Annotated in this window: 20 protein-coding genes and 1 riboswitch; of the genes, 3 read left to right on the forward strand and 17 right to left on the reverse strand. The window is 44.2% G+C overall.

Translation table 11 applies throughout. The features are described 5' to 3' along the window. Positions 1 to 142 precede the first annotated feature (142 nt). The 11 genes from murQ to ACFQ0C_RS02750 all read right to left on the reverse strand — a co-directional run bounded on the left by murQ (position 143) and on the right by ACFQ0C_RS02750 (position 12,667). Positions 143 to 1,051 carry an N-acetylmuramic acid 6-phosphate etherase gene (murQ, locus tag ACFQ0C_RS02700; protein WP_379363730.1) on the reverse strand — a complete coding sequence of 303 codons (909 nt, stop codon included), beginning with the start codon at positions 1,049 to 1,051 and terminating at the stop codon, positions 143 to 145. Continuing rightward, positions 1,008 to 2,054 (reverse strand): N-acetylglucosamine kinase, encoded by a 1,047-nt coding sequence (locus ACFQ0C_RS02705; RefSeq protein WP_379363732.1) that lies wholly within the window; start codon positions 2,052 to 2,054, stop codon positions 1,008 to 1,010. Before ACFQ0C_RS02705 ends, murQ begins: the two co-directional genes overlap by 44 nt. Continuing rightward, positions 2,051 to 2,866, reverse strand: a complete 816-nt coding sequence (locus ACFQ0C_RS02710; RefSeq protein WP_379363734.1) for an HAD family hydrolase — start codon at positions 2,864 to 2,866, stop codon at positions 2,051 to 2,053. The genes ACFQ0C_RS02705 and ACFQ0C_RS02710 overlap by 4 nt, the downstream gene beginning before the upstream one ends. Next, complete coding sequence (locus ACFQ0C_RS02715; protein ID WP_258214509.1) at positions 2,863 to 3,687, reverse strand: carbohydrate ABC transporter permease; 825 nt, start codon at positions 3,685 to 3,687, stop codon at positions 2,863 to 2,865. Before ACFQ0C_RS02715 ends, ACFQ0C_RS02710 begins: the two co-directional genes overlap by 4 nt. 72 nt (positions 3,688 to 3,759) lie before the next feature. Then, a complete protein-coding gene (locus ACFQ0C_RS02720) occupies positions 3,760 to 4,713 on the reverse strand; it encodes a carbohydrate ABC transporter permease (protein ID WP_379363736.1) in 954 nt (317 codons plus the stop codon). Between the two features lie 148 nt (positions 4,714 to 4,861). Further along, on the reverse strand, positions 4,862 to 6,172 hold the full coding sequence (locus ACFQ0C_RS02725) for an ABC transporter substrate-binding protein (RefSeq protein WP_379363738.1): 1,311 nt from the start codon (positions 6,170 to 6,172) through the stop codon (positions 4,862 to 4,864). 57 nt (positions 6,173 to 6,229) lie between these two features. Next, on the reverse strand, positions 6,230 to 7,078 hold the full coding sequence (locus tag ACFQ0C_RS02730; protein WP_379363740.1) for a MurR/RpiR family transcriptional regulator: 849 nt from the start codon (positions 7,076 to 7,078) through the stop codon (positions 6,230 to 6,232). A 295-nt stretch (positions 7,079 to 7,373) separates the two neighbouring features. Continuing rightward, positions 7,374 to 8,204, reverse strand: coding sequence for a carbohydrate ABC transporter permease (locus ACFQ0C_RS02735; RefSeq protein WP_379363742.1), 831 nt, complete (start codon positions 8,202 to 8,204; stop codon positions 7,374 to 7,376). Beyond that, positions 8,204 to 9,118 carry a carbohydrate ABC transporter permease gene (locus tag ACFQ0C_RS02740; RefSeq protein WP_379363744.1) on the reverse strand — a complete coding sequence of 305 codons (915 nt, stop codon included), beginning with the start codon at positions 9,116 to 9,118 and terminating at the stop codon, positions 8,204 to 8,206. The genes ACFQ0C_RS02735 and ACFQ0C_RS02740 overlap by 1 nt, the downstream gene beginning before the upstream one ends. Before the next feature lie 120 nt (positions 9,119 to 9,238). After that, on the reverse strand, positions 9,239 to 10,657 hold the full coding sequence (locus tag ACFQ0C_RS02745) for an ABC transporter substrate-binding protein (RefSeq protein WP_379363746.1): 1,419 nt from the start codon (positions 10,655 to 10,657) through the stop codon (positions 9,239 to 9,241). 51 nt (positions 10,658 to 10,708) lie between these two features. Further along, the gene (locus tag ACFQ0C_RS02750) at positions 10,709 to 12,667 is read right to left on the reverse strand and encodes a glycoside hydrolase family 127 protein (RefSeq protein ID WP_379363748.1); all 1,959 of its coding nucleotides are present in this window, start codon (positions 12,665 to 12,667) and stop codon (positions 10,709 to 10,711) included. A gap of 181 nt (positions 12,668 to 12,848) precedes the next feature. Here ACFQ0C_RS02750 and ACFQ0C_RS02755 point away from each other — a divergent pair, with 181 nt between their 5' ends. Continuing rightward, positions 12,849 to 13,739, forward strand: a complete 891-nt coding sequence (locus tag ACFQ0C_RS02755) for an AraC family transcriptional regulator (RefSeq protein WP_379363750.1) — start codon at positions 12,849 to 12,851, stop codon at positions 13,737 to 13,739. A gap of 107 nt (positions 13,740 to 13,846) precedes the next feature. On the opposite strand, the gene ACFQ0C_RS02760 is transcribed toward ACFQ0C_RS02755, so the two are convergent. Continuing rightward, positions 13,847 to 14,566, reverse strand: a complete 720-nt coding sequence (locus tag ACFQ0C_RS02760; RefSeq protein ID WP_379363752.1) for a stalk domain-containing protein — start codon at positions 14,564 to 14,566, stop codon at positions 13,847 to 13,849. Between the two features lie 366 nt (positions 14,567 to 14,932). Between ACFQ0C_RS02760 and ACFQ0C_RS02765 the strand changes: the two genes are divergently transcribed. Next, a complete protein-coding gene (locus ACFQ0C_RS02765) occupies positions 14,933 to 16,309 on the forward strand; it encodes a hypothetical protein (protein ID WP_379363754.1) in 1,377 nt (458 codons plus the stop codon). 635 nt (positions 16,310 to 16,944) lie between these two features. On the opposite strand, the gene ACFQ0C_RS02770 is transcribed toward ACFQ0C_RS02765, so the two are convergent. Together ACFQ0C_RS02770 and ACFQ0C_RS02775 are read right to left on the reverse strand one after the other, a co-directional pair. Continuing rightward, the gene (locus ACFQ0C_RS02770; RefSeq protein WP_379363756.1) at positions 16,945 to 17,703 is read right to left on the reverse strand and encodes a hypothetical protein; all 759 of its coding nucleotides are present in this window, start codon (positions 17,701 to 17,703) and stop codon (positions 16,945 to 16,947) included. A gap of 357 nt (positions 17,704 to 18,060) precedes the next feature. Next, positions 18,061 to 19,107 (reverse strand): alpha/beta hydrolase family protein, encoded by a 1,047-nt coding sequence (locus tag ACFQ0C_RS02775; RefSeq protein WP_379363758.1) that lies wholly within the window; start codon positions 19,105 to 19,107, stop codon positions 18,061 to 18,063. A gap of 448 nt (positions 19,108 to 19,555) precedes the next feature. Beyond that, a riboswitch (cyclic di-AMP (ydaO/yuaA leader) is annotated at positions 19,556 to 19,689 on the forward strand. A 7-nt stretch (positions 19,690 to 19,696) separates the two neighbouring features. On the opposite strand from ACFQ0C_RS02775, the gene ACFQ0C_RS02780 reads away from it, so the two are divergent. Further along, positions 19,697 to 20,350 (forward strand): CAP domain-containing protein, encoded by a 654-nt coding sequence (locus tag ACFQ0C_RS02780; RefSeq protein ID WP_379363760.1) that lies wholly within the window; start codon positions 19,697 to 19,699, stop codon positions 20,348 to 20,350. Positions 20,351 to 20,459: 109 nt separating this feature from the next. Here the strand turns inward: ACFQ0C_RS02780 and ACFQ0C_RS02785 are convergent, their stop codons facing one another. From ACFQ0C_RS02785 to ACFQ0C_RS02795, 3 genes are read right to left on the reverse strand one after another with little or no spacing between them, the layout of a single operon-like run. Next, positions 20,460 to 21,506: an alpha/beta hydrolase family protein gene (locus tag ACFQ0C_RS02785; RefSeq protein ID WP_379363762.1), complete on the reverse strand. Its 1,047-nt coding sequence runs from the start codon at positions 21,504 to 21,506 to the stop codon at positions 20,460 to 20,462. A gap of 4 nt (positions 21,507 to 21,510) precedes the next feature. Beyond that, positions 21,511 to 23,130, reverse strand: a complete 1,620-nt coding sequence (locus ACFQ0C_RS02790) for a response regulator transcription factor (RefSeq protein WP_379363764.1) — start codon at positions 23,128 to 23,130, stop codon at positions 21,511 to 21,513. Next, positions 23,123 to 24,946, reverse strand: coding sequence for a cache domain-containing sensor histidine kinase (locus ACFQ0C_RS02795; RefSeq protein WP_379363766.1), 1,824 nt, complete (start codon positions 24,944 to 24,946; stop codon positions 23,123 to 23,125). Before ACFQ0C_RS02795 ends, ACFQ0C_RS02790 begins: the two co-directional genes overlap by 8 nt. Positions 24,947 to 24,978 lie beyond the last annotated feature (32 nt).

Raw genomic sequence — 24,978 nt, forward strand, 5'->3', positions numbered from 1 at the left:
TGTTCTCGGAATCTACACCCGCACCCGATTTTTACTAATGTGTGCACTATTTTTACCTGCGTACTCTTGGAATTGATGTTTAAAACCAAAAAAAGCGTTTATACCTGCGGTCTTTACCGTCAGATATAAACGCTTTTCATTTTTACTGTTGTTTCAGCAATTCGATTGTTTTACCGAAATGTCCGCCAGTTTCCTGCAGCGCCTGATCCGCTTCTTGCTGGCTAATGTTAAACTTCAGCATAAGGATGGCCACCCGAGCATCCCCTTTGGCGGAGTTCACAAAGGCTCTAGCAATCTCCTCATCGCTATGCGTCGCATCCTGCACAATCCGGACTACACGATCCTTCAGCTTGGCATTCGTCGCTTGAACATTCACCATTAAATTTCCATATACCTTGCCAAGCTGGATCATCGCTCCCGTGGTGATCATATTTAAGACCATTTTTGTCGCTGTTCCAGCCTTAAGCCGTGTCGATCCTGTAATAATTTCAGGCCCGACAGGGACCTCTATCGGATATTGAGCCGCAGCGCTCATCGGGGCATTTGCGTTGCAGCTTAGACTCACCGTCAGAGCGCCTATGCGGGCCGCTTCCTGAAGCGCACCAATCACATATGGCGTCCGTCCGCTCGCGGCAATACCGATCACGGCATCACGAGAGGTTACTTGAGCGGAAGCCTCCAATTTACCGGCTTCGGCATTATCCTCTGCGTTCTCAATAGCTTGAGTCATAGCTTTCTCGCCACCGGCAATAATGCCAATGACAAGCTCTGGGCTCACCCCGAAGGTAGGAGGACATTCAGATGCATCCAGAATTCCCAATCTTCCGCTAGTACCTGCCCCAAAGTAGAATAATCTGCCACCTTGCTCCATAATAGGGACAATTGCTTCAATGGCCGAACCTATTTGAGGCAGCGCCCTGCTTACGGAATGAGCCACTGACTGGTCCTCTTCATTCATTATTTCAACAATTTCACGAACGCTCAGTTGATCTAATTGTCGGGAACGCTCATTGGTTTGTTCCGTTGTCATTTGCTTTGTGAGCTGTATCATCGTGCTTTTCCCCTTTGTCATTGCATTGTTGTTGAATGGTATTTATCATCTCAGGCGTAATAAGCAATCCTGCCTGTTTAACAGCAAAGTAATAGCTCCCGATTACAGGAGGGACGTTCAAACAACGGATGTCAAGCGATAATGCACGTATCTGAGGCCATTCAGTGAATGCCTCCAGGAAATACGGCTCCTGAAATACGCCTCCACTCAAAATAAGCGGAGTTTTATCAGTTCCATGCTTCAGCTTGCAATGAGTAGCAGCTGCAAGTGCTGCCAGCTCACGAACCGCTTCAGACACAATGAACTCTGCTGCGGCGTCTCCCTCCTTGGCCGCTTCAAATACTGCCGGCGACAAAGAAGCTACCTTCGCTCTCATATTATCTGCTTCATAAATAGCCGTAATGAGTTTATCCGGGCTGGCAAGCGAGAGTCTTGCCAATATCTTGTCCGTCAACAAAGTAGGGGCCGTTCTTCCGTCAAAGGCTTTCATTACGGCTTGCAGCCCTCTTTTACCAAGGTCGAAGCCGCTCCCCTCATCTCCAAACACATATCCCCAGCCGCCCACACGGATATATTCATCCGTTGCCGGGTCGAAGCCGCAGCAGATAGATCCTGTGCCTGAGATCAGCACCATCCCTCTCTCGCCAAACGTTCCCGCAGCAAGCGCTGTGATAGCGTCATTATACACAGTGATCACAGCTTGCTGGGGCAGTTCTGCTGCCAGGTGCTCTACAATGCGAGCCCTGTCTTCGGGTCTGTCGCTTCCTGCTAAACCAAGAACGATGCCTACCACCTGCTCCCGTAAAGAACCGGACACCTCCAAGCCTCGGCGAATCAACACGGAGAGCTCATTTTTCACTTCGTCCCATGGCCTCGACTTTAAATTGCTGGAGCCTCCATAGCTAAGGGAAAGCACATGTCCTTCTTCATCTCCAACCAAGAGAGCTGTCTTTGTTCCACCGCCGTCAATGGCAAGGAAACGTCTACTGCTCTTTCCTGTCATATCGAATCCTTCCCTTCTGCGCTCGTACGCCCGGAAGCCTCCGAATCCAGACAATTGAACAATTCACTAAGGTCGCTAATCACATAATCGGGAATGTAGCTTTCCGGTAAAGGTGCTCCCTCCAATTCCGGATTTTCCTGAACGGCCAGCTTTTCCAGCAAAACAAGTAAGCCTTCACTTTGTGTCCGTTCCTTTGGAGTCAAAGCAAGCAGCTCCTCTTGCATACGACGATTGATCAGTACCGCTGGTACCCCTATTCTATTAGCTATGGTAACATCGTGATCCAGACGGTCTCCTACATGCGCAACAATTTCTCCGCCCTGCAGCAAGCCGTCTACCATACGTACATCCGGCTTAGCAAAGCCGACTCGCTCCGGAGTAACAATCTCATCCAGCCATTCGGTTAGCCCGAGCGCTTTCATAACCGGGTATTGATATTTATAATACCCGTTCGTTACAGCAGCAACTGAATACCCTTCTTCTTTTAACCGCTTTAAAGCTGGAAGAACCGTATCGTCAAGCAAATATATTTTGGGTCGAACCGAATGCTTAAGCACCAGCTCTTCGATATTAAACTCTCTGTTCAAGCCCAGCTCTCGTGACAGCCCTTTAACAATTGCATCCCAGTCGTAGGCCGCTACAATGTTTCCACTCAGGAGCAAGCTTTCGTGCCTGGCTAGCAGCTGTTTCTTGGCTTCATAAGGAGCGTTCAACTCCCCAGACAGGATGCCTTCAATCTCTGGAAAAATCCAGGAACCAAACGGATTCTGCATAAGCGTTCCATCCAAATCAAATGTAATCCACCGCTTCATGATTTCACCGCCCCTGCTGTTAATCCTTCAATAAATTGTCGTGATGCAATCAGAAACGCAATAATCATTGGCAAGGATGATAAGGTAAGACCACTGAACAATAAATTCCATTCCGTGTCATACTCACCGAACAAATTCAACATCCCAAGGGGAATAGTCCCCTTCTCTGTCGATTTAATAAAAACCAATGGATAGAAGAAGTCATTCCATACATGAATCAAGTCCGTAATCGCTACGGTAGCCATAGCAGGACGCATAAGCGGAAGCACTATTTTGTAATACACCTGAAAATCATTGCATCCATCAATTCGAGCGCTTTGATCCAGATCCTTGGGCAGCGTCCCGAAGAAGCCGAAGAATAGAAAGACCGCAAACGATATATGGCCAGCTATATAAACAATGATCAATCCTATCAGTGAGTCAAGTAAATTCAACTTCATCAGCTGCATATACAAGGGCGAAATAGCCAGCTTCATCGGAAGCATCAAACCAAGCATGAAGAAGAATAAGACGGCTCCGTTCCATCGGAACGTATATCTGGCAAGATAAAACGCGGCCATCGAGGAAATAATCAAAATAATAATGACCGATACGCCACTGACAAACACACTGTTAACGAAATATTCATCAAAATGTACCTTATTCCAAACTTCAATAAAATTGACAAAAGAAAAACTGTGAGGAAGGCCGAGCGGCGAAGTAGTAATCTCTTTCTTCGTTTTAAAGGAAGACATAATCATTAAAAATATAGGGTACAATGATATGAATGAGAAAAGGGTCATAACGGCATATTTGGATAATTGTTGTAGCCGGTGTTCCATACACATCCTCCATTACTTACGGAATCCTGTTGATTCGTCTAATTGTGCGAGTTAATAAAACCAGTTCCAGCTCTAGTAGTCGACCGCTTTCTTCTTGAAGAAGAACATGGATATGGCGGTTGCGGCAGAAATAAGGGCAAGCAAAACTACAGCAAGCGCGGAACCGAGTCCGATGGAATCTCCTCCGCCTACAGTGCCAAACATCAAACGATAAAAATAAAGCGCTAACACATCCGTTGAATAATACGGCCCACCAGATGTACCCTGCATGGCATATATCATCTCAAACGATTCAAAGGATGAAATGAAGGTTAGAATCGTCATGATCATTATAGACGGCATCGAAAGAGGAATCGTAATTTTGAATAGCAGCGTCAATCCGGCTGCTCTGTCTATTCTCGCTGCTTCATAAATTTCAGTGGAAATGGATTGAAGTCCGACTAGAAAGATAAGTACGGCAAATCCGAAGCCATACCAGCTGTCTACCATAATAACCGTAAGAAATGCCGTCTTCGGATCTCCCAGCCATGGCTTGGCCAGCTCCGCCAGCCCAATTGCCTTCAAAAACGTATTCAAAGCACCGTAGGAAGGGTTCAGAATCAAGCTGAACAAGAAACCTACCACAATAACCGATAACAGCTTGGGAAGAAAAAAGACCGTTTTGAAAAACTCTTTACCTTTTAACTTACTGTTAATAATCAAAGCCAGCATATAAGCTACCATCAACTTAGCCGGTACAGTAACCAGGAAGAAAATAATATTATGCCCGAATGCATTATAAAATGTTTCTGCGTGGGGCGACTCGGTAAACAAGCGGATAAAATTGTTAAACCATATGAAATCTCCGCGTTTTAATCCTGTCCAGGCAAACATACTGTTCAAAAGTGCTGAAGCGATAGGGTAAACCATAAATCCGACGTAAAAAAGAAGCGACGGAAGCAGGAATAAATGTACAAGATGCTTGGTGTAATTACGTTTTCGTTTCCTTTCAACACCTGTCACTGCTAACTGCGGCCTTTCATTCAAGCCAGTTCGCCTCCTTCGTAAATAAGGTTCCTTACACGGGTCTAGCCTCGGTGAAATTCATTCCGGTTATTTCCAGATTAATCCTTAGCTTCGAGTTACAGATCAGATCGGAAGCGCTGGAGAACAACCCAGCGCTTGCCTGAACCTGTTACGGCTGAGCTTTAAACCATTTACCGCTTGAGGTTTGCACAGCTTCCGCTACCTGCTCGGGAGTCAGCCTGCCAAGATACATACCTTGCAGCGAATCCTCAAATGTAACCTTGGTTGGTGGAGTTCCCAGATTGAAGTTGGTCAGGATCAAATAAGGAGTTGAATTTTTACTGCTGATAGATGCCATCTTTTTCAACAAAGGATGGGTCGGCTCTACTCCAGTAATAGGACTTACACGAGTCAGCTTTTCACTGAACATTTGTCCGAATGTTTTGGATGCGATAAACTCCATGAACTTCAAGGATTGCTCTTGATACTTGGAATCTTTGGCTACAGCATATGAACCGTCGACCCAAGTAACGATATTAGGCTGATCCCCTTTTTTCGCAACAAATCCAGTGAAAAAGTCAACAGGGAAATCCAATTTATTCGCCTCGAAGGTTTCTAAACGATGGCTTCCATTAATATACATGGCAGCTTGACCGTTATAAAACAAAGTCTGAGCATCCTTATCATCTATCGCGATAAAATCTTTAGGGAAGTAAGGCTCAAGCTTCTTCATCCGGCTAATTGACTCGACAAAGCCTGGATCCTTGAAATTGCTTTTGCCTTTCAGCAGTGAATCCACAAAGGCATTACCGCCATACGCGCTTTCCCCAATTACAGAATGAGTCATGGAGAGCAAGTAAGCCGCTTTACCGGATTGGGCGATCGGTACTATATTTTTGCTTTTTAATTTTTCACATACTGCCAAAAATTCCTCGAACGTTTCAGGTGTTTTCAAACCCTGCTCTTCAAACATCTTCTTATTATAGAAGATAACCGCATTGTTGAGCATGAACGGTATGCCGTACACCTTATTATCACTGCCCTTTGCCGCAGCCAAATAAGAATCAGGAATTTGATCGACACCTTTGACCTTGTCCAGAGCTGTTAAATACTTCCCGTCCGCCAAAGTTGTCGCAACATCATAGGGACGGAGTTGAAGGATATCTACCCCAGAGCCCGATACAAGCGTGTTGTTTAGAATGGTGTTGTACTCCGTTGATTTAAATGGCTTGAATTCCACTTTAATATCAGGGTTCTGCTTCTGGAATTCGCCGATTAACGCCTCGTACCCGGCTTTGTCCTCAGGTCTCCAGCTGTACATCGTCAGTTTAACCGGATCGCCGCCTGGTTTAACCGAAGCTTCGCCTGCCGGCTTCTTTCCGGATTGTGACGGAGTTGTTGCGCTTCCTCCGCACGCGGTTGCTAATATACTCGTCATTAGTAAAAGGGTAGTACCAAATAATAATTTGCTTTTCTTCATTCTTGACCCCTCCAGATAATAATTATTTATATGAAACCAATAGGTGATTCCAAAAAGTTAAGTATTTTTGCTGACTGCCTTGCGGGTTTTTTCCAAGGATTGCACGTGACGCTCATGGTCTTTTCGGGCAATACCTACGTACAAAATATCAATGACATTCAGTTGAGCAATTCTCGATGCCATAGCTCCGCTTCGAATGCTGTTCTCCAGTGAGCTCGTGAATAGATTAATTTCAGCGGCGCTTGCAACCGGATTGCTGCCAAAACGCGTGAGTGACAAGGTGACGGCTCCGTTTTCCCTAGCAAGCTCAAGAGAATGAATCACATCTTTCGTCTGCCCGGAATAGGAGATGCCAAAAGCAACATCGCGCTCGTCCATATTAACTGCAAGTGTTGCCTGCTCATCCAAACCAAGACCTGTTTCGCACCAATAATTGATCCTCGTAAGCTTCTGCTTCAAATCCATAGCAATTACCGCAGAAGCTCCAACGCCGAAGATAACGATTTTCTTCGCCTTGCTCATGACATCTATAGCCTTCTCCAGACTTTCATTAGAAAGAACTGTCAAAGTATCCTGTATCGACCTCATGTTATTGTGTGAGATTGAAGCAATTAATTCAGATATAGGTCCATCGATCTGGATCTCTTGATACGAATCCAACTCATCCGTATTTTTGGACATATCGGCGGCAATACGCAGCTTCAACTCTTGAAACCCTTTAAAGTTGAGTGAGCGGCAGAGACGAATTAAGGTAGCCTCGCTAACACCAGCCAATACCGCTACTCTTTGTACCGAACTATTAACTACTTCCTCTGGATTCTCTAATATGTATTTCGCTGCCTTCTGTTCTGTCGGCTTCAGGCTGGAAATAGCCGCTTTCAAACTAATTAAGCCGCCCTTCAACATGGATATCACTTCCTTTTCCAAAGAGAGTACTGCTTTAAGACATTTACGCTCCTTATTATAATACTTTATTTCATTTTGTAAATGATTTTATGAAATTTTATTTCACGTATGTGTTATATTTCATTACATTTAATTCGTTAACCGGTCTTGGTATACACAGTGATAAGGAGATTTATTCAGAATGTACACACAGATCTACGAAGATAATTAACCATTGGTCATCAGAAAAAGAAAGATCGCGCAAGATCCGGTAATCGGCTGGATCTTGCGCGATCTTTCTCTTTTTATACTCAGCTTACCCTTTTATTCCAGTCGTAGCAATCCCTTCAATAAAGTAGCGCTGCCCGATAAGAAAGACTACTACAGCAGGCATTACCATGATCGTAGTCCCGGCCATCAATAAATTCATAGGTGTGTTATTAGCTCCACGAAGCGTGGATAAGCCTAATGAAACTGTATATTTATTGCTATCATTCAGATAAACCAACTGCCCAAGAAAGTCATTCCACACCCCAACAAATGTAAAAAGCAGAACCACAACGATAGCCGGTTTAATGAGAGGAATAATAATTTTTAAATAAATGGCGAAATAGCCCGCTCCATCAATAACAGCTGACTCGTCCAGTTCTTTGGGAATCGTCATTAAAAATTGTCTGAGCAGAAAAATATTAAAAGCGCCTCCCCCAAAAAAAGCAGGAATAATTAAAGGCCAATACGAATTCGTTAGCTGCAATTTGGACCAACCGATGTAAGTAGGAACTAGAGTTACGATGCTCGGCAGCAGAATGGTCATAATGATAAGCGTAAACCAGAAATCCTTAAGCGGAAATTCCAGCCTGGCAAACCCATATGCGGTCAAGCTGCTTGTTAAGGCAACGCCAATCATAACGGGTACGATGATCATCAGTGTATTTATAAAGTATTGGGCAAAATTAATTCTTTCCATAACCTCCGTGTAATTTTCCAGACCAAATGTATGAGGAATCCAGATCGGAGGAAATTCCAAAATTTCTACCAAGCTCAGAAAGGAGGATCGAACGATCCAATACATAGGAAAAAACACAATAATGGCCAAGAGTGTCAAGAAAAAATAAGTGACAATTCGGCCTCTCAAACGATAAGTCATTATTTCTTCCCTCCCTCGTAATGAACCCAGCCTGAAGAGGATTTAAACAGCAAATAAGTAAAAAACGATACAATGATGAAGAGAACCCATGCCAATGCGCTGGCATACCCCATACTTTGCCGCTGGAATGCTTCACGGTAAATGTAGAAGGCATAAAACAAAGTAGAATTTTCGGGACCACCTTGAGTCATCGAGTAAGCTTGAGTGAACGCTGTGATCGAATTGACAAACCCAAGGATTACATTATAAAAAATAATGGGCGTCATGAGTGGAATCGTCACAGACGTAAGCTTATGCCACCAACCCCCACCATCGATTTCCACTGCCTCAAGTAAATGCTTGGGGACATCCTGCAAGCCGGCCAGGAAGATTACAATAACATTACCCGATCCCCACACCGCAATAATGACCATAGATAATACTGATGTATCCGGACTGTTAACCCACATCTGCTTCTCAATACCAACAAAGCTCAATAGATGATTAATAATGCCGAAATCCGGATTGTACAGCCACAGCCAAATAATACTTGTAGCCAGCACCGGAATAATGGAGGGTAAATAAAAGACAGCGCGGAAGAAAGCTCTACCTGTTATATCCTGATTCAAGAACAGTGCAACAAGCAAGCAAAAAACAATTGAAGCAAACACACAGCCGATGGAATACAAAGCCGTTGCTTTAAGCGAATCGTAAAAAAACAAGTCCTCGGTAAAAATGGCCTGATAATTGGCCAATCCGATCCATTGCATAGGCTTTAATATCGTCCAGTCAGTAAAACTTATATACAAGCTGTACAGCAAAGGTCCTATTGTAAAAATTAACACCCCTAAAATGGCCGGTAATACGCAAATGTAACCGACTAACACCTGCTGTCTCTTATGGCTTCGATAACTGGCTGACTTTATTGTAGACATATCGGTTGTTGCCTCCTTCATATACCCATTACTAAAGTGTACAGAGGCCACCCTCACCTGCAAGGATCGGCCTCCATACACGAACGAATTCCAGGCTAATGCCTACCAAAACAATGCTTATTAATTGGCTTTACCGCTTTCAAAGATCGGCTTGATTTTGGGCATCATTTCGGTAATGGCATCCTTCGCTGTTTTCGTTCCTAGCCAGACAGGATCGAGTCCCGGATTGAGTATATCCCCGATTCTGCTATAGGTCGGCAGGAAGAACCATGGCGTTGGATACGTCGCTTTAAGAGCGTAATCGATAACGGCTGTTTTATATTCAGGTGGATGAACAGGTGATTGCGTCCATCTCTTGATTTTGTCCGCATCCGTATACCAGCTCGCTTCAGCCGGCATCCATACGCCGCTATCGATATTAGCCAAATTTTTCTCCGTATTCATTAGCCACTTGTAAAGCTCTACGGTTTCTTTGACGTACTTGGTGCTTTTATAAATGACGATAGGGGTTCCTGTATTGGTTGTCGCAGGCTTTTTGAAGATTGGCAGAACGCCAATGCCATTTTTCAAGCCCTTGCTTAGCTGAGGATTAATATTTACGAGTTCCCATTGTCCCGATGTCACCATCGCCACCTTTTTAGATAACAGCAATTGACCTACATCTCCGGGAAGCCCTGAAGATTGTGCAGCCGTTGGGGAAACATGCTCTACATTCGACAGATCGGCAATTTTCTGAATCGCCTCAATCGTCTCTGGCTTATCCAAGAGCAGCTGTTTGCCGTCTTGACTGACTTCGCCTCCGCCGTTGCTGATTGCAAAAGGTGTCCAGAAAAAGTCTTGACCATGACTGACATTTATTCCATATTGAACGATGTTTTTGACATCAAACCCGGCTTCATTCGGATGCTTGCCGTTTTTATCCTTCGTCAATTTTCTGGCGACATCCAGCATCTGGTCCCATGTCCAAGCTTTCTCCGTCTCAGCCGGCGGGTAAGGGAGCTGCGCCTCATCGAACATCGTTTTATTGTAATGCAGCAAAATAATTTCATTAGCCACACTGTAGCCAAGCAGCTTGCCATCCGGCGAAACAAATTTGTTACTCTCCAGCTTTGGAGTAATGGAACCATCCTTATAAAAGGATGACAGATCCATCAGAATACCGGATTCTGCGTATTTAAGTGCTTGAGCCTCCAGCATTGTGCTTATATCCGGCAGTGTATTCGAGGCAGCCATAGCGCTTAGCTTAGCGCCGAATTCACTTAATGCTACGTTCTGATAGTCTACTTTAATATTGGGATTCGCCTTCTCAAATTCGTTCAGGCTGATGCGAGTTGATTTGGCTTCTTCGTTGTTAGCCCAGTCGGTAAAGCGGATCGTCACCTTCTCTGTGCTTGCAGGAGTTTTGGTTTCTGAAGTTGGATCCGTAGTGTTAGGTGCGGGCGCTGAAGATGGACTTGATGTCGGATTGCAGCCCGCTACAACAGCCAGCGATAAAGTGGTGAAGGTGCATGCTTTCAAAAATCGTTTCATTGAACTCATAGTAACCCCTCCAAATGATATATGATGGTTTCATAACATTTAAACCTGGATTCAGCTTTCTCTAATCCAAACTGCCATTTCTCCGCGCCCCCGGTTAGCCCAGGCAAAATAAGGAATGAAAGTAGCTGTTACCGACTCGGTTCGAATGTTGTTTTCCACTTTATACAGAAGGTTATCCCAACCATCCGTTTGCTCCCTGTAAGCTTCAACGCTCAAAACCTGAAGCCCTCCCAGCAGCTCTGCATGAAATTGGACCTGCTCTTGAGTCTGCCGCGCAATCACGATTTGATGCAGGTTCGGCCCATTGTCAGCCTCCTCCATACAATACACAATCGGCCCTCGCTGCAGCGCTACTTTTCCAATCGTCTCCCGAAGCAAGGGATGTCCTTTCATGCGGTTAACGGGCATGGGAAGATTAAGCTCCACCGTATCGCCTGATTGCCAAACCTTGTTGATATAGACATATCCATCTACCAACACATCATCTGTTTGAAACGTTATGCCGTTTAGTCGAATCTCAGCTTCTTTGTACCACTTTGGAATCCGTAAAGCTAATGTAAACTTGGCTGCTCCTTCCACTGTTATTTCAAAATGTACATTGCCTTTCCAAGGGAGCTGCGATTGCTGCAGCAAGCCTACCTTATGGCCGCCAAGCTCAATGTCTACCTGGCTGCCTATATAAAGATGAGCATAAAGCGTCTGATCTTTCGTGGAGTACATGTAACGCCCGAGTGAAGCAAGCAATCTGGCAATATTGGGTGGACAGCAGGCGCATCCGAACCAGCCCTGACGCTGAGGTTTGACATGACTCAAATTTTTGTTCTTATCACAAGCTTGAGGCCAAACCTCCAACGGATTCACATAGAAAAATTGTCTCCCGTCACGTGACATGCCGCTGATCACTGTATTATACAGAGCCTGCTCCATGACATCGGCGTATTCGCTTCTGGTTTCAATCTGCAGCATACGCTGTGCAAAAAAGATCAAGCCAATCGAAGCGCATGTTTCGGCATAAGCCGTATCGTTAGGCAGATCATAATCGAGAGAGAACGCTTCACCATGGGCCATCGAGCCAATCGCACCCGTAATATACATCCGCTTGTTAACTATATTGCTCCAGAGTCTTCGACAAGCCTCCAGCAGCTCTTCATCGCCCGTTTCGGCGGCAACATCTGCCATTCCCGAGCACATATATACAACCCTAACCGCATGCCCCTCCGCTGTTTCCTGAAGCCTCACCGGCAAATGGGCCTGGCTGTAGGATCGGTCGCGAACCATGTTCAAACCGGAAAAGTGAGTTTTGCGATTGCGGCGTTCGAACTCAATATCATAGAAGCTCGGACTCGTACCTCGCTCATTGAGAAAATACTGACTTAAGCTTAAATACGATTTAGTTCCGGTAGCATGGTAGAGCTTTACCAGTGCCAGTTCGATCTCTTGATGACCATCATAACCATGGAGCTTCCCAGCTTCCGCACCAAACACCTCATCAATACAGTCCGCCAAGCGACAAGCGACATCCAACAGCTTCTTTTTTCCAGTCGCCTTATAGTAAGCAACCGCCGCTTCAATCATATGACCTGCACAGTACAGCTCATGACATTCCGCCAAATTCATCCATTTCATTTCCGGTTCTTTTAGAGAAAAGTAAGTGTTAAGATACCCATCCTTTTGCTGAGCTTTTGCTATGATTTCGATAACCTCATCGGCCAATTGCTCCAAATCGGGATCCTTTCCTGTTTCGAGCAAATAACTTACAGCTTCCAGCCATTTGGCCACATCGCTATCCTGAAACACCATGCCGTAAAACTCTCCTTGAGCCAAGCCTGCGGCAATTTTGAAATTTTGAATCGCATGACTCGGCGCAGCACCCTCCACCCGATCATTCAATGCCTCCCACTGATAAGGGACAACAACCTCACGAATCAATCGAATGTATTCAGACCAAAATTCATCTTGAATATGAACATTGGCTAATGGAAGCGCTCTGGAGATCGATAGATTATTCATAATACTCTCCTTTCATATCTTGCAAGAACAGCTGCTTCAAGACCTGAGTGCGGTTTTATTTTTTAAATAATTACAACGTTACAGGAAGCGCTTTATTTAATATAATACATGTAGTAATATGGTATGAATATACGGTTTTACAACCACTTTTTTAAAAATTTCAACCTATGGAGGCATCGCGATGAATTCACCTATCCTTCATTTCATCTCACCGCCCGTCCCTTATTTTATAGATTGCGGCAGAGCTTATTACCGTTGTGGAGAGTCTCATATTAGCAGGAGCAACATCGGTTCATTTGATTTGATTGTGGTGACTAAAGGGACTTTGTTTATCGGGGAAGGTACGAACGAATGGGCGCTTCAGAAGGGGGAAGCTTTCATTCTCAGACCTGATGCGAATCATTACGGAACTGCGCCTTGTGTGGAGGAAACCGAGATCATCTGGATTCATTTCCATACCTTTGGCGCCTGGAATGAGTGCGAGGGGATGAACGCGTGTCTGGAAAACCAGTCTGCTCTAATAGAGCAGCATAAACAAACCGCCTATTTGAACCATGCAGAGGTTTGTCCGATATTCATTCCGAAATATATGCAGCTGTCTCAGAAGGCAATCGATATTTTGGAGCAGTTTTTTCAGTTGGAGCACGAGCCGCGATCCCTCCGGAACTGGAAGAGACAAACAGCCTTTCAGCTATTTATGCAGCATCTGGATCGAGACCTGGCAGCAGCATCGGATGCAACAGCCTTCCATCTGGCCGAGAAGGTCGAATTGTTTATTCGTCAAAATTACACACAACGCGTATCCAACCCCCTCCTACAAAAAGAGCTCAATTACCATCCTAACTATTTGGCCAAATGTATGCTGAAGGTTTATGGGATGACGCCAATCGACTACTTGCAGCACTACCGCATTGAGCAAGCCAAGAAACTTCTGATTCAAACGGAATGGTCTATTACCCGTATAGCCGAGGAGATTGGTTTTCAACACGGTTCTTATTTTTCAACCTGTTTTTTTAAAAAAGAGGGCATTTCACCTCTGAGCTTTCGCAGAAAATTTATAGGGAATGCTTAAGAACGGCGAGCCTTCGGTTCAATAAAAATGCCGCATTGATCAGGTTTTCCCTGCCAATGCGGCATTTTTCCAGTTAGATATTGAATGAGACTGCACTTCTGCCAAATTTATTTGCCTAGCATCGGCTCGCCGACAATACTTTTATCCCCTTGTACGTAGATCCGAAGTGCTTTAGTATCCTTGACGTCTAATTCCAGCTCTGTTAATGTATCTCCTTTTACTTTGAGCTCCTTCACCGCAACATTATTTTCATCCACTATCTTAATTTGCAGATTTTCTTTAGTTAGGGAATCCGATACCCATACTTTAGCTTTAAATTTGCTGTAGGTAAAGTTGGTGGTAACCTCCATATTCACAGATCGCGAGCCTCCGGTCACATAGCCATAGTTCAACACTGTACCATCGCCTGTAGTAACCTCATTTGGTGTTCGGCTTGCCAGCCTGTAGGTAGCATTCCCGTTATAGACAAATTCAGGGGAAGCTTTGATGAAGTTTATACTGTCTTTTGAAATAGTTCCCGACACTTCACCCAGATAAGCCGTTTCGGTGTTGGCATCCCAGTTAACTTTAATCCCCGCTGCTTCCGCAACTGCCCTCATCGGCAAATAAGTTGAGCCTCTGTAAGTGATCGGTACAAGCTTCGTCCCATCATCCGGATCAACGGGCTCGAAAGCTTTGCCATTAAGCATTACCTTGATGCCTGTATTCAAAAATACTTTTACCTCCGTTAATGTTCCTGCTCCCCATACATTTAAAGAAAGACTTAGACACAGCATAACTCCAAGCGTAGTAGCAACTATGCCTTTGCTATTCAATAACTTCCTCATCCCTTGCTCCTCCTCATTATCTGGAATTGAAATTCCAAAATTGATTTTCATTGTAATTCACATCACCTCGTAAAAACAGTCACTTCAATCCCATGTCCAAGTCACTATTTGCGCAGGTAAAATACTATGACTTTGTATGACTAAGTCATCTATCGATATGGGAACAGCATTCAATACTTTCGACACTGTGGATGCGGATAAATTGACTCGTTTGTACTTGAATCGTTACAAACATTGTTGTTCCAACAACGAAGTTCACGTATACTTAATTGCATCTGGATTTTTTATACAAATTTTTCAGGGATTCATCCACATGGCAGCCGTTCTATGTATGTGCCGACATGTGAGAGGAGGACGACGAGGAAGATGTTTTTGCAATTGGCATACTTTGGGGCTTTATTTTGGTTCGGATTGTATATTATCAACAGAGACTTTAGAAATGTACGTCTAGTTCTAGCAGGTCTTGCTTTGTTAGTTCACTCTTGCGGTATAAGCACAGCTCTTCTATCTCCTTACGCTCAAGAGGCATTTCAAAGCATCGTTTTGTTAAAGGTTCAAGACATTTCCTTATTTCTGCCCTTGATATTGTGGCTGGGTATTATGATTTCTTATACTTCCGATCAGGAAGGTAAGCACAATGTATTATGGCCCCTATGGAAATACGCGGTTTTGGTACTGGCTTTATTCAGTTGTATTTGGCTGATATGCGTTAAAAATTCGCAATGGTATGCAATCTCTTACCAAGCAATTTTATGCACCACTCTCCTCCTCATCCTTGCACTTTCTTTATGGGGAGCCATTTATTACGGTATCAAAGTATCGGGAATCCATCGCATTTTATTATACCTGCCGCTTATTTTGTATGCTTGTGTAACAATTATGACATTTATCTTACAGGATGGTTCATGGAAGCTGTGGGGTTATGCAGGAAATGGCGTGGGACTGCTGCTGTTTGCATTCTGCATCATGATAACTGAAATTAAGGGCCAGGGGGAATCCTGGCTACCCGATTTTTTCCGTTCATTTGATTATTCCGTCTTTTTTACGCTGCTGTTTTCCGGACAGGTGGCCCTGATCATTAAGTGGGGTACTGGCTTCAATTATACGATGGTTGCTTTGCTCATGATCAGTATCGCCATCTCCATCGCATTCCAGGTATTTGTATATCCGATTCGGGCCATGCTGGACAACATCGCATTTGTAACTTTCCCCAAGCTGCGCCAAGCGCGTTCGCGGTTAAGGCTCGAGGAAAGCATTCAAGTTCGTGTGGACGAGGAAGCAGCTCCCGAGGAGATGAATGAGGAGGACTTGTATCGTTTCACGCGGCGAGCTTTAAGCCATATTGGCGATTTCCAGCGATTAGCATCGAACCCGTTGACGCAATTGAAATGGATAGACAAGCGGCTGCAGGAGCGTGGTGCAAACAATGAGGTGCTTGAGCGGGCTATCGAATTAAAGTCGGTACTGTTGGAAATCATCAGGCAATTAAAGCCGCACGGAGATGAGGAATTCGGCACTACCGATGAATGGAGACATTTCAACGTACTCTATTTCCCCTACATTGTAGGCATTAAACCTTATAGCTTGCGTTATTCGGCAGAGCATTTGGATGCCCCGTCAAGAGCAGCTTTGGAATGGTTCCGCACTAATGTGCCGGAACGTACGTTATACAATTGGCAAAATGCTGGGGCGAGAATCATCGCGCTAAGCTTGAAAGACAGAGCATCCGTTAACTTAAAATGAATGTTTCCATCTTACCTTCGGCAAGAAACGAATGGAGAGTTGACGAGCCTGATGCCTTCGGTAACTCAAAAAGTACCAACCCATACATATAGGATCGAAAAAGAACCCTCAACCCCACTTTAAAAGTGGGAGTTTGACGGTTCTTTTGCTCACTTTAAGTTGAAACACAAGAAAATGATAGCAATGAACTCCTCTGCTGATGTTCCATGTACGGTTAGCTTCTATACTTTTAGTGCAGAGATCCCTGCACATACATAATCCTAAACAACACGTCGGTACTGCATCCACGGGAGTGAAGCGTAATACGGAAGTAATTGTTCCTTTATCACCTGAAAAGTCCAAAAATCAGAGTGATAAAGGAACAGCCCGTTCCGTTATTGCTCTGATTTGTACATAAATGCTCCAATTCGGCCAACATAACGGAATTCCCGCTTCCGCTATTGCCCCAGATTGACGGCGGCAGGTGGAATAGCGGAACTTTCCGTTCCGTACAAAATCCTCCAGAGCTCATAGCTGCTATCCCTATAATCATCCCCCTTGATCATGGGGTGCATTAAACTTTCTTATAAATTAAAAAAAAGCTTAACCACAAATAATGTGATTAAGCTGGATCAGCTATGAATTTAAGCCAGAATTTACTCGAAATAAGTAAATTCCCAATCGCCTTCTTCTGCACTCCATTTAGTTGCATCCGTATATTCCGGTACTCCAGTGAATTCAAGCGTGTACTCGATCTCTTCTCCTGGTTTCAAGTTCACCTTCAAGTTGCTGAAATATTGATCTGCAACTTGTTTACCTTCACCAGCATCATTGAATAAAGAAATTTTCACATCAACTTTGTTTACAGTATCGATGTTTTTGCCACCAATATTTTTGAAAACCCCACCGGCTTTTAAAGTACCGTTGTCATAGCCAAGGCTTGTAACTACAAAATCAAGTGCTGCTTCAGCTGCAGGAGCTGCTGCTGCTTCAGGGGCTGGTGCCGCTTCAGGAGCTGCATCTTCAAAATATGTAAATTCCCAATCGCCTTCCTCTGCACTCCACGCTGTAGCATCCACATATTCTGGTACATCTGTAAATTCAAGTGTATATTCTGCTGTCTCACCTGGTTTGATATGTACTTTCAAGTTAGAGAAATACTGATGAGCAACTTCTTTGCTTTCTCCCTCAGCATTAAAAAGAATAATTTTAACATCCACTTTATTTACTGTTTCGATGTTTTTGTCCCCAGTGTTAGCAAAAGTACCGCTAGCTTTCAAAACTCCATTATCATAACCAACTGCAGTTACTACAAAATCCAATGCAGGAGCAGCCAATGCTGCTGATGAAACTCCAAACAATGATAAAAGGACAACTACTGAAGCAAATAAATAATTCAACATTTTCTTTTTCATTTTCTCTCCCACTTTCAATTGTAATATAAATAAAACTGTAAAGCTGAATTCCTATACCTTATCTCTCTCTAGGGCTCCTTAACTTGCATACCCCATATTTTATCGATTCCACAAGTAATAATCATGTGACTAAAGTCATAGAAACTCATAAAAAGGCAGAAAAACACGCATTAAAAGGAATATTGTCACATTTTAGATATATTTAAATAAAACCTCGTTTACTATTCTCGGGAACCTCTATGAATAAGGAAACAGCCTGCCTATAAGGCAAGCTGCGGCATACTGCTGCTTAAAGATTTTTTTGAAATATCTAGATTCAAGGCTTCGAAGTATGAACTTAAGAAGTGCCGTAACGCTTCAACTAAAGCTGTCAGCTGCTTTTGAAGCCAATACCCTGTTCAACCAATCATAGGCATGTTTCCCGGATATCTCATGCGTCCCCTCAAACAAGCTCAATTCCAATTGCTCGCTTGCTCCCAATAACTCGTAAACCTTTTTTAGCTGCTCGTGCGCTTCCCGTGTTGCGTGAACGGGAAAAATCGGATCACTCATTCCCGCTTCAAGCAGCAATGGCTTGGGAGAGATCAAACTGAGCAGATCCGGCAGTTCCGCGGTTAATGACAGACCGGGGACGTAGTTGTCAATACAATGGTGCATAGCCAGAATGCTCGATTGGAACGTGTTAGCATAGCCGCTTACAACGGCAGCGGAAATCCGGTCATCAAGGGCAGCTGCGAATGAACAAACCATCCCGCCGCCCGAAATGCCCATGCAACCAATGCGCTTCACGTCTACATCCTCGCGAGTGTACAAGTAGTCTATGAGGCGCAGCGTTTCATACACGCGATATCCAGCCATCGTCTGTCCCATTGCCAACAGAAAGGCGGACAAACGCTTGCAGGAGTTCGATTCCAGGTTATCCTCAGCCAGCTTCCGGTCTCCAAACCCGAATAACTCTGGAGCAACAGTTATAAATCCCCGTTGGACCAGCTCAACAGCGAAGTTCTTCTGATAACCGAGATCTGTCGTTTTAACTGTGCCATCCGAGTTCAGGCCTACAATATCCTTGCTGCCGTAACCGTGGCCATGGCATGCAATAACAGCCCCAAGCTTGCCCTCGTGCTGAGTCGACTTAGGGATCAGCACGAAAAAAGGCATATGAAGATGTGCGTAGGTCTGAATCTGCATACGCTTACGGATGTAGGTTCCACAGTCCACTGATTCGAGAACAACCGGTTCAAGATCAGCAGCCTCAGCCGGGAAACCACCAAGAAGCTCAACGAATCGTTCTCGTAAACGATTCCTCCACTCGCTCCATTCCTGTTCTGAATTCGCCTGGAATCTTTCTACCGGGCTAATGCTGTCATACAAATACTTCAGATAATTATCCGGATTCCACACCATTAATCCTCTCACCCTCCCGCATCGCATTGTACTCGCATATTAAGTGTTAAAAGTCATAGTATGTTCCTTATAACATAACCCAATCTCGCCATTGTTCCAAGTCAATATTTTGTCTATAAACAAGGGTACGTACGGATTGTTCTACCGCAGCTTCGATTATGGCGGCCGCTTATTCATAGTGGGAATGAAACTTATTTATATAATTGAGTCAATAATACAATCTAAGCCCGGTTTGGGACGTCTCGCGGACGGACCTTACCGGGCTATTCATATCATTTCGTTCATCTCAATCATGACCCTCTATGATCTTTTATCCTCAAATAAACTTATATATTCTACGTATTTTTTGGAAAACATTGTGCAATGACCTCAGCAAATACCCGTGATAAAATGAAACAACCTCAAAAGGGACGCTAAGTTGCTAAACTTTGCCTGTTCTTATTGAGAAATAAATCAAAGGCCAAAGCTTCTTATGAAGCGCGGGGGAACCCATTCTTCGGGGTGAAGCCACTTTCGTGGCAGGGTGATTGCTCTTTGACCCTAATCCGTCAGCTAACTCCGCAGGCACAAAAAAGAGAGGATGATTTAAATGCGTTTCAAGAAATCCGTATTGACAGGTGCGCTTGCACTAGGTACTTTGATTGGGGCTGGAGTTGTTTCAGCTGCTCCTTACCAGGTAACAGGAAATGATACTATGTGGCTGATTTCCCAGAAACAAGGTGTTAGCTTAACCTCCCTGATAAAAGCTAATCCTCAGGTGGCCAACCCGAATATTATTTGGCCTGGACTGATATTGAATATTCCTGGAACAGGAACAACTGCCGGCAGCGGTTCAACTGTTCAACAACCAGGAGCTGGTACAACTGCAACCGTGTCCGATTATGCTAGCCAAGTAGTTACCTTAGTGAACCAGGAACGTGCCAAAGCAGGCGTTAAGGCGTTAACAAGCGACAGCTCCCTGTCGTCAATGGCGCTCGCCAAAGCAAAGGATATGTACAATAATCATTACTTTGATCATACTTCCCCAACCTATGGATCTCCATTCGACATGATGAAATCATACGGCATTAAATATTCGTACGCCGGTGAAAACATCGCTATGGGTCAACGGACACCACAGGAGGTTATGAATTCCTGGATGAACAGCCCAGGTCACCGACAAAATATTTTAAGCCCGAACTATACCAAAATCGGAGTAGCTTATTATAATGGTGAATGGGTACAGGAATTTATCGCAAATTAAACAATCAGACTGTCCATAGGACAAGTCTCCCCAGACTGCCGGGAATTACCGGCAGTCTTTTGCTTTTATTGCAAATGCAGGAGAGGTAAGAATGCCTGAAAGCATTCAATTAAAGTCCCCATTGCTCTCTTACAAAATCCCATACACGATTTTTAAAATAACGGTGCCCGCCGTCTCCAACAAACAGCTCGCATCGATCAGCAGAGCCGAATTGTCCGTATATATTTTGTACATGCTGGAAGGAAATATGCACCCCTTCAATGGGAAATAGCGGATCTGTCTCTCCATTGATCATTAGCACTGGACGCGGAGCAATCAAGCCTACCACATCATACATTTCCCCGACTTGCATCATGCCCGGAACGGCATTACAGATACAATGATGAACAGATACAATCGAATGCTCGAACGTACAAAAGTAGCAGCCCGGAGCTACCAGACTAATACGCTCATCCAAGGCCGCTGCGAATACACATACAGCACCGCCGCTTGAATTACCTGTTATCATGACCTTCTCCATGTCAAGCTCCGAACGACTTGCTGCGTAATCCAGCACTCTGCTGAAATCATGAACCCGTTCACCAATTAAGGAACGGCCTAACAATAGCGATATTCTCTGCATATCATCGCAAGACTTGCTTTTCCCTTCATCCATGTCCTCTTGACGGGCCATCTCCCAGAACCCCCGTACTTCCGGTACAATAGCGGCATATCCCTGCAAAACTGCCTGCTCCGCCAAGTTTCGATCCTGAAGAATAGCCTGTTCCCGATCCTCTGGAGTCTCGAAGTTTCCAGCGTAATCTTCCTTGCCGCGCCTCCCATGTCCGTGTGCACATATAGTCAATGGCACCGGCTTGACCCCATAGTGCGGCAGCAAAAGATAGAACGGCACCTCTATACCTGTTTCGCTTGTTATATAGATCTTCTCCCGCGTATATTCCGGGAACTCAATGGTCTCCGTTATTCGCGGCGACAAAGGTACGTCAATTGACTGTCGCCTTATGCGATCAAAGCCTGTAATTTCAGCCAGCCTGCTGCGAAAAGACTGCTGCCAATCCTGCCAGTCTCCTGTATCCAATGCATTACGATAATCGAATTCACGTTTAGTTTTCTCCAGTACCGTCTGGATATACTTCTTTTCGTCAAAATAAATCATTCGTTTACCCTCCTTGTTTCATTGCCCCGCTGTAGGCCAAGGGCGGCACACCCATTTCATTTTTAAACAGCTGGATAAAATAACGCTTATTATCGTAGCCTAACAGATAAGAGATTTCTTCCACTGTTTTGTCCGTGTTATCCAACAGCTCTTTAGCCTTATTCATCTTGGTTTGGATTACATATTCGATAAAAGTCAACCCGGTTTCCTTTTTATACAACCTGCTGAAGTAGGATGAATTCAAATGCAGGTAATCAGCCACCTCCTCTAACGTTATTTTTTGATGCAGATGCTCCTCTACATATCTCTGAGCTTTACTGATTTCTCCGCGCTTGGATTGTTTGAAAATAGTGCCCATTTGCTCAAGCATTTCATGCAGATGCACAAGCATCCAGCTTTGCAATTGATTCGTATGTTCAATTTCGCTCATCGTACTGTGGAGAACCTCAACAGAGTAATTGGTTTGGAACTTTTGCAGCGATTTGAATTTGACCCGCATGTCCAGTAGAAGCTTCAAAACCCATTCTTTTATCATTTCGGGAGGAAAGCGCTCTTTTTCCACAAAGGACATCCATCTCGCAGCCGCCTCCTCCAAGCCTTGGGCATCTTCATGCAAAATAAGCTGCTTCATTTCCTCCAACGCTTGCAAAAAGTAGGTAAATAAATCAGCCTTCGTAAATTCTTCTTCCGTGATCGCACCAATAAACCCCTCAGGCAAATAAAACCGATGATCCCATGTATGTAAAAGCTTCAATAGGTTAGCCTTGAGCTCCATCGGATGGCTGCATCGATCACCTACATAAAAAGAAGCTTCGACCCTCAAATATTTATTCAGTGATTCCTGAACTTTTTTGATTGTATCGTAGACCAAGCTGTAGCCATTCTCCTTCAAAGTCAGACGGCAAGGGATGAGCATAAATCCTGACTTGATGCTATAACGAAAGCTGACCGATCCCTTCACCGGCCCGAGTACTTCGTCCATCACATTTTCCAGTGCGTAGAGCAGCATATCGTCGGACATATTCAAATTCTTCTTCGTTTGCGTATGCCGTTCGATGGTGTAGAGCACAAGCATATAAGGGTTTGCGTCAAAATCAATACCATACTGCTTGATTACATTCAGCCACTCTTCCAAATGCCATATCGGGTTATTCAAAGTACCCAGTAAAAATTTCTGCTTCAGCTCCGCCTTGTTGTCATTTACAATATGCTCCAATTGATGTCTCTGCTTCCGATTCTCGCTCAGCTCATCCAAACGTCCGCAAAGCTGCCGCAATTGGAAAGCAATCGTATCCGGTGTTATGCTCTCCTTCAACACATAATCCTGCACATTAAGCTTTACCGCCTGCTGAGCATACTGAAAGTCGTTATAACAAGAAAGGATTATCGTACAAAGCTCTCCATTTAATGCTTTTAGCTGCCGGATCAGCTCGATTCCCGATATTTGCGGCATGCCGATGTCTGTAATCAGAATGTCGGGCATTTCCGACTTTGCATGCTCAAGCGCTTCAAGGGGATTTTCATACATACCATACAACTGCAGATCCAGCTCATTCCAAGGGATAACTTGTGACAAATATTCCAGAACAGGGTAATCATCATCGACCAACATAACTTTATACATCTGATTGCTCCTCCCTGCGGCGCCCCTTTGGAATGTAAATGTGGATCTTAGTACCCACACCCTCCTCGCTTTCAATCGATAGCGTGCTGTCGTAACCGTATATTAACTGTAGGCGTTCATAAGCATTTTTTAACCCTATTCCTGAATAGTTAAAGCTGCTTTCCTCCGCATCCGTATTTCCGGAAAATAATTTCTTTCGCAGCTCATCCAACATCTCCTGCTTCATTCCCTCTCCGTTGTCCTCCACAATAACAGCCAATCCATTGGCGTCCTTCCGGCTGGAGATTCGAACGCTTCCTCCCTTATGCTTCAATCCGTGAATGATGGCATTTTCTACAAAAGGTTGAATGGAGAATCGCGGGACTTCTTCCAATAATGTCTCCGAAGCAGGGTTAAGCTCCAATACAATCGGCTCCTTATGCCTAAAGTTGACCAGCAACACGTAGTTAGAGATCAGCTCCAGCTCTTCGTGCAAAGAAATATACTCATTATTGCGATTGATGGTCATTCGAAGAAACGCAGATAAAGAACCGAGCAATTCAGCATTTTCCAAATCGCCCTTCATCCATATTTTCATCCGAACGGAATTAATAATATTGAACAAGAAGTGAGGGTTCACCTGTGCCTGCAGCATCTCAAGCTCTGCTGCCCGCTTCCCCGTCTGCTCCAAAGTAATCTGCCCAATCATTTGCTGTATACGGTCGAGCATATAATCGAATGAATGGGCAAATTCTCCAATCTCATCTTTAGTCGTTATATTTGATCTGATGGATAAATTGCCTGATCGTACCTTGGCAGCTACCTTACCCAACAGCTTGATCGGCTTGGTCCATTGATTCATAAGGTAGAGCAATATAACCAAAAACAAGCCAAAACACGTAATAGTCAGCAGTAAAACATTTTGATGGACACGGCTGATTTTATCGATCGCTTCTTTATAAGGCGACAAGCTTACTAAATACCAATCCGAGAACGGCAGCTTATGTGTGACCAGCAAAAAATCTTTGTTCTGATCTTTAACGATGACCGGATTCTCGTTCTCATTGCCTCCGATCCCCACCCCATTGCGTTTCATGTAGGGAAACGTCGTACCGATTTGGGCAGGGTTTGTGTGCGAGAGCACAGCTCCACTGCTGTTCACCAGCATAATCTCCTGCGTACTGTTGTAATTCTGAAAAATATTATGTATATCCGTTTCGAACATACTGGCGATAATATACCCGCTTGTGATAGAGGAATTTCGGATCGTACGGGCCACCGTAATCAGATACGGACTTTTACGCGCACTTGAAGCAATATAGTTAGCCTGTGTTCCAACCCAATAGGTATCCAATGCATCCAAATTTTCCAATCGCTGAAACCAGTCTAGACGAGTGAAATTCAACGGATCGTAATCTTGAAATTCGGAATAATTGGAGTAAGCGGTTCCCGCTGTATCTATGACGGCCAAATAAACAGGATTGCTTGCAGCCGTCTCCACATTGGCGAACTTCTCGTTCATCTTCTTTATATGAAAAAATTGAGCTGTAGAGCCCTTATCCGGAATCCTGTCATTCAAAATAGCAGTAACCTCATTATCAAACTGAATGACATTCGTGGTGTATATCATATTGCTGATCAGATTCGTAATATAAATATCCATAGTGTGCAGAGATTGCTCCATATTAGCTACCGCTTGTTCCTTAAGCACATCCTTGGTGGCATAGTTGGATATAAGCACAGCGATAACCATTGGAACAATCAAACATAGAATCGAGGAAACGAGCAGCTTTTGCCTAAATGATTTGATGTTAAAGATGTGTGCCCTTCCGTTCATAAACTCACTTCTTTTCCGTTGTTAAGAAAAGG

Source organism: Paenibacillus sp. GCM10027630 (assembly GCF_042676305.1).
GTDB lineage: Bacteria > Bacillota > Bacilli > Paenibacillales > NBRC-103111 > Paenibacillus_S.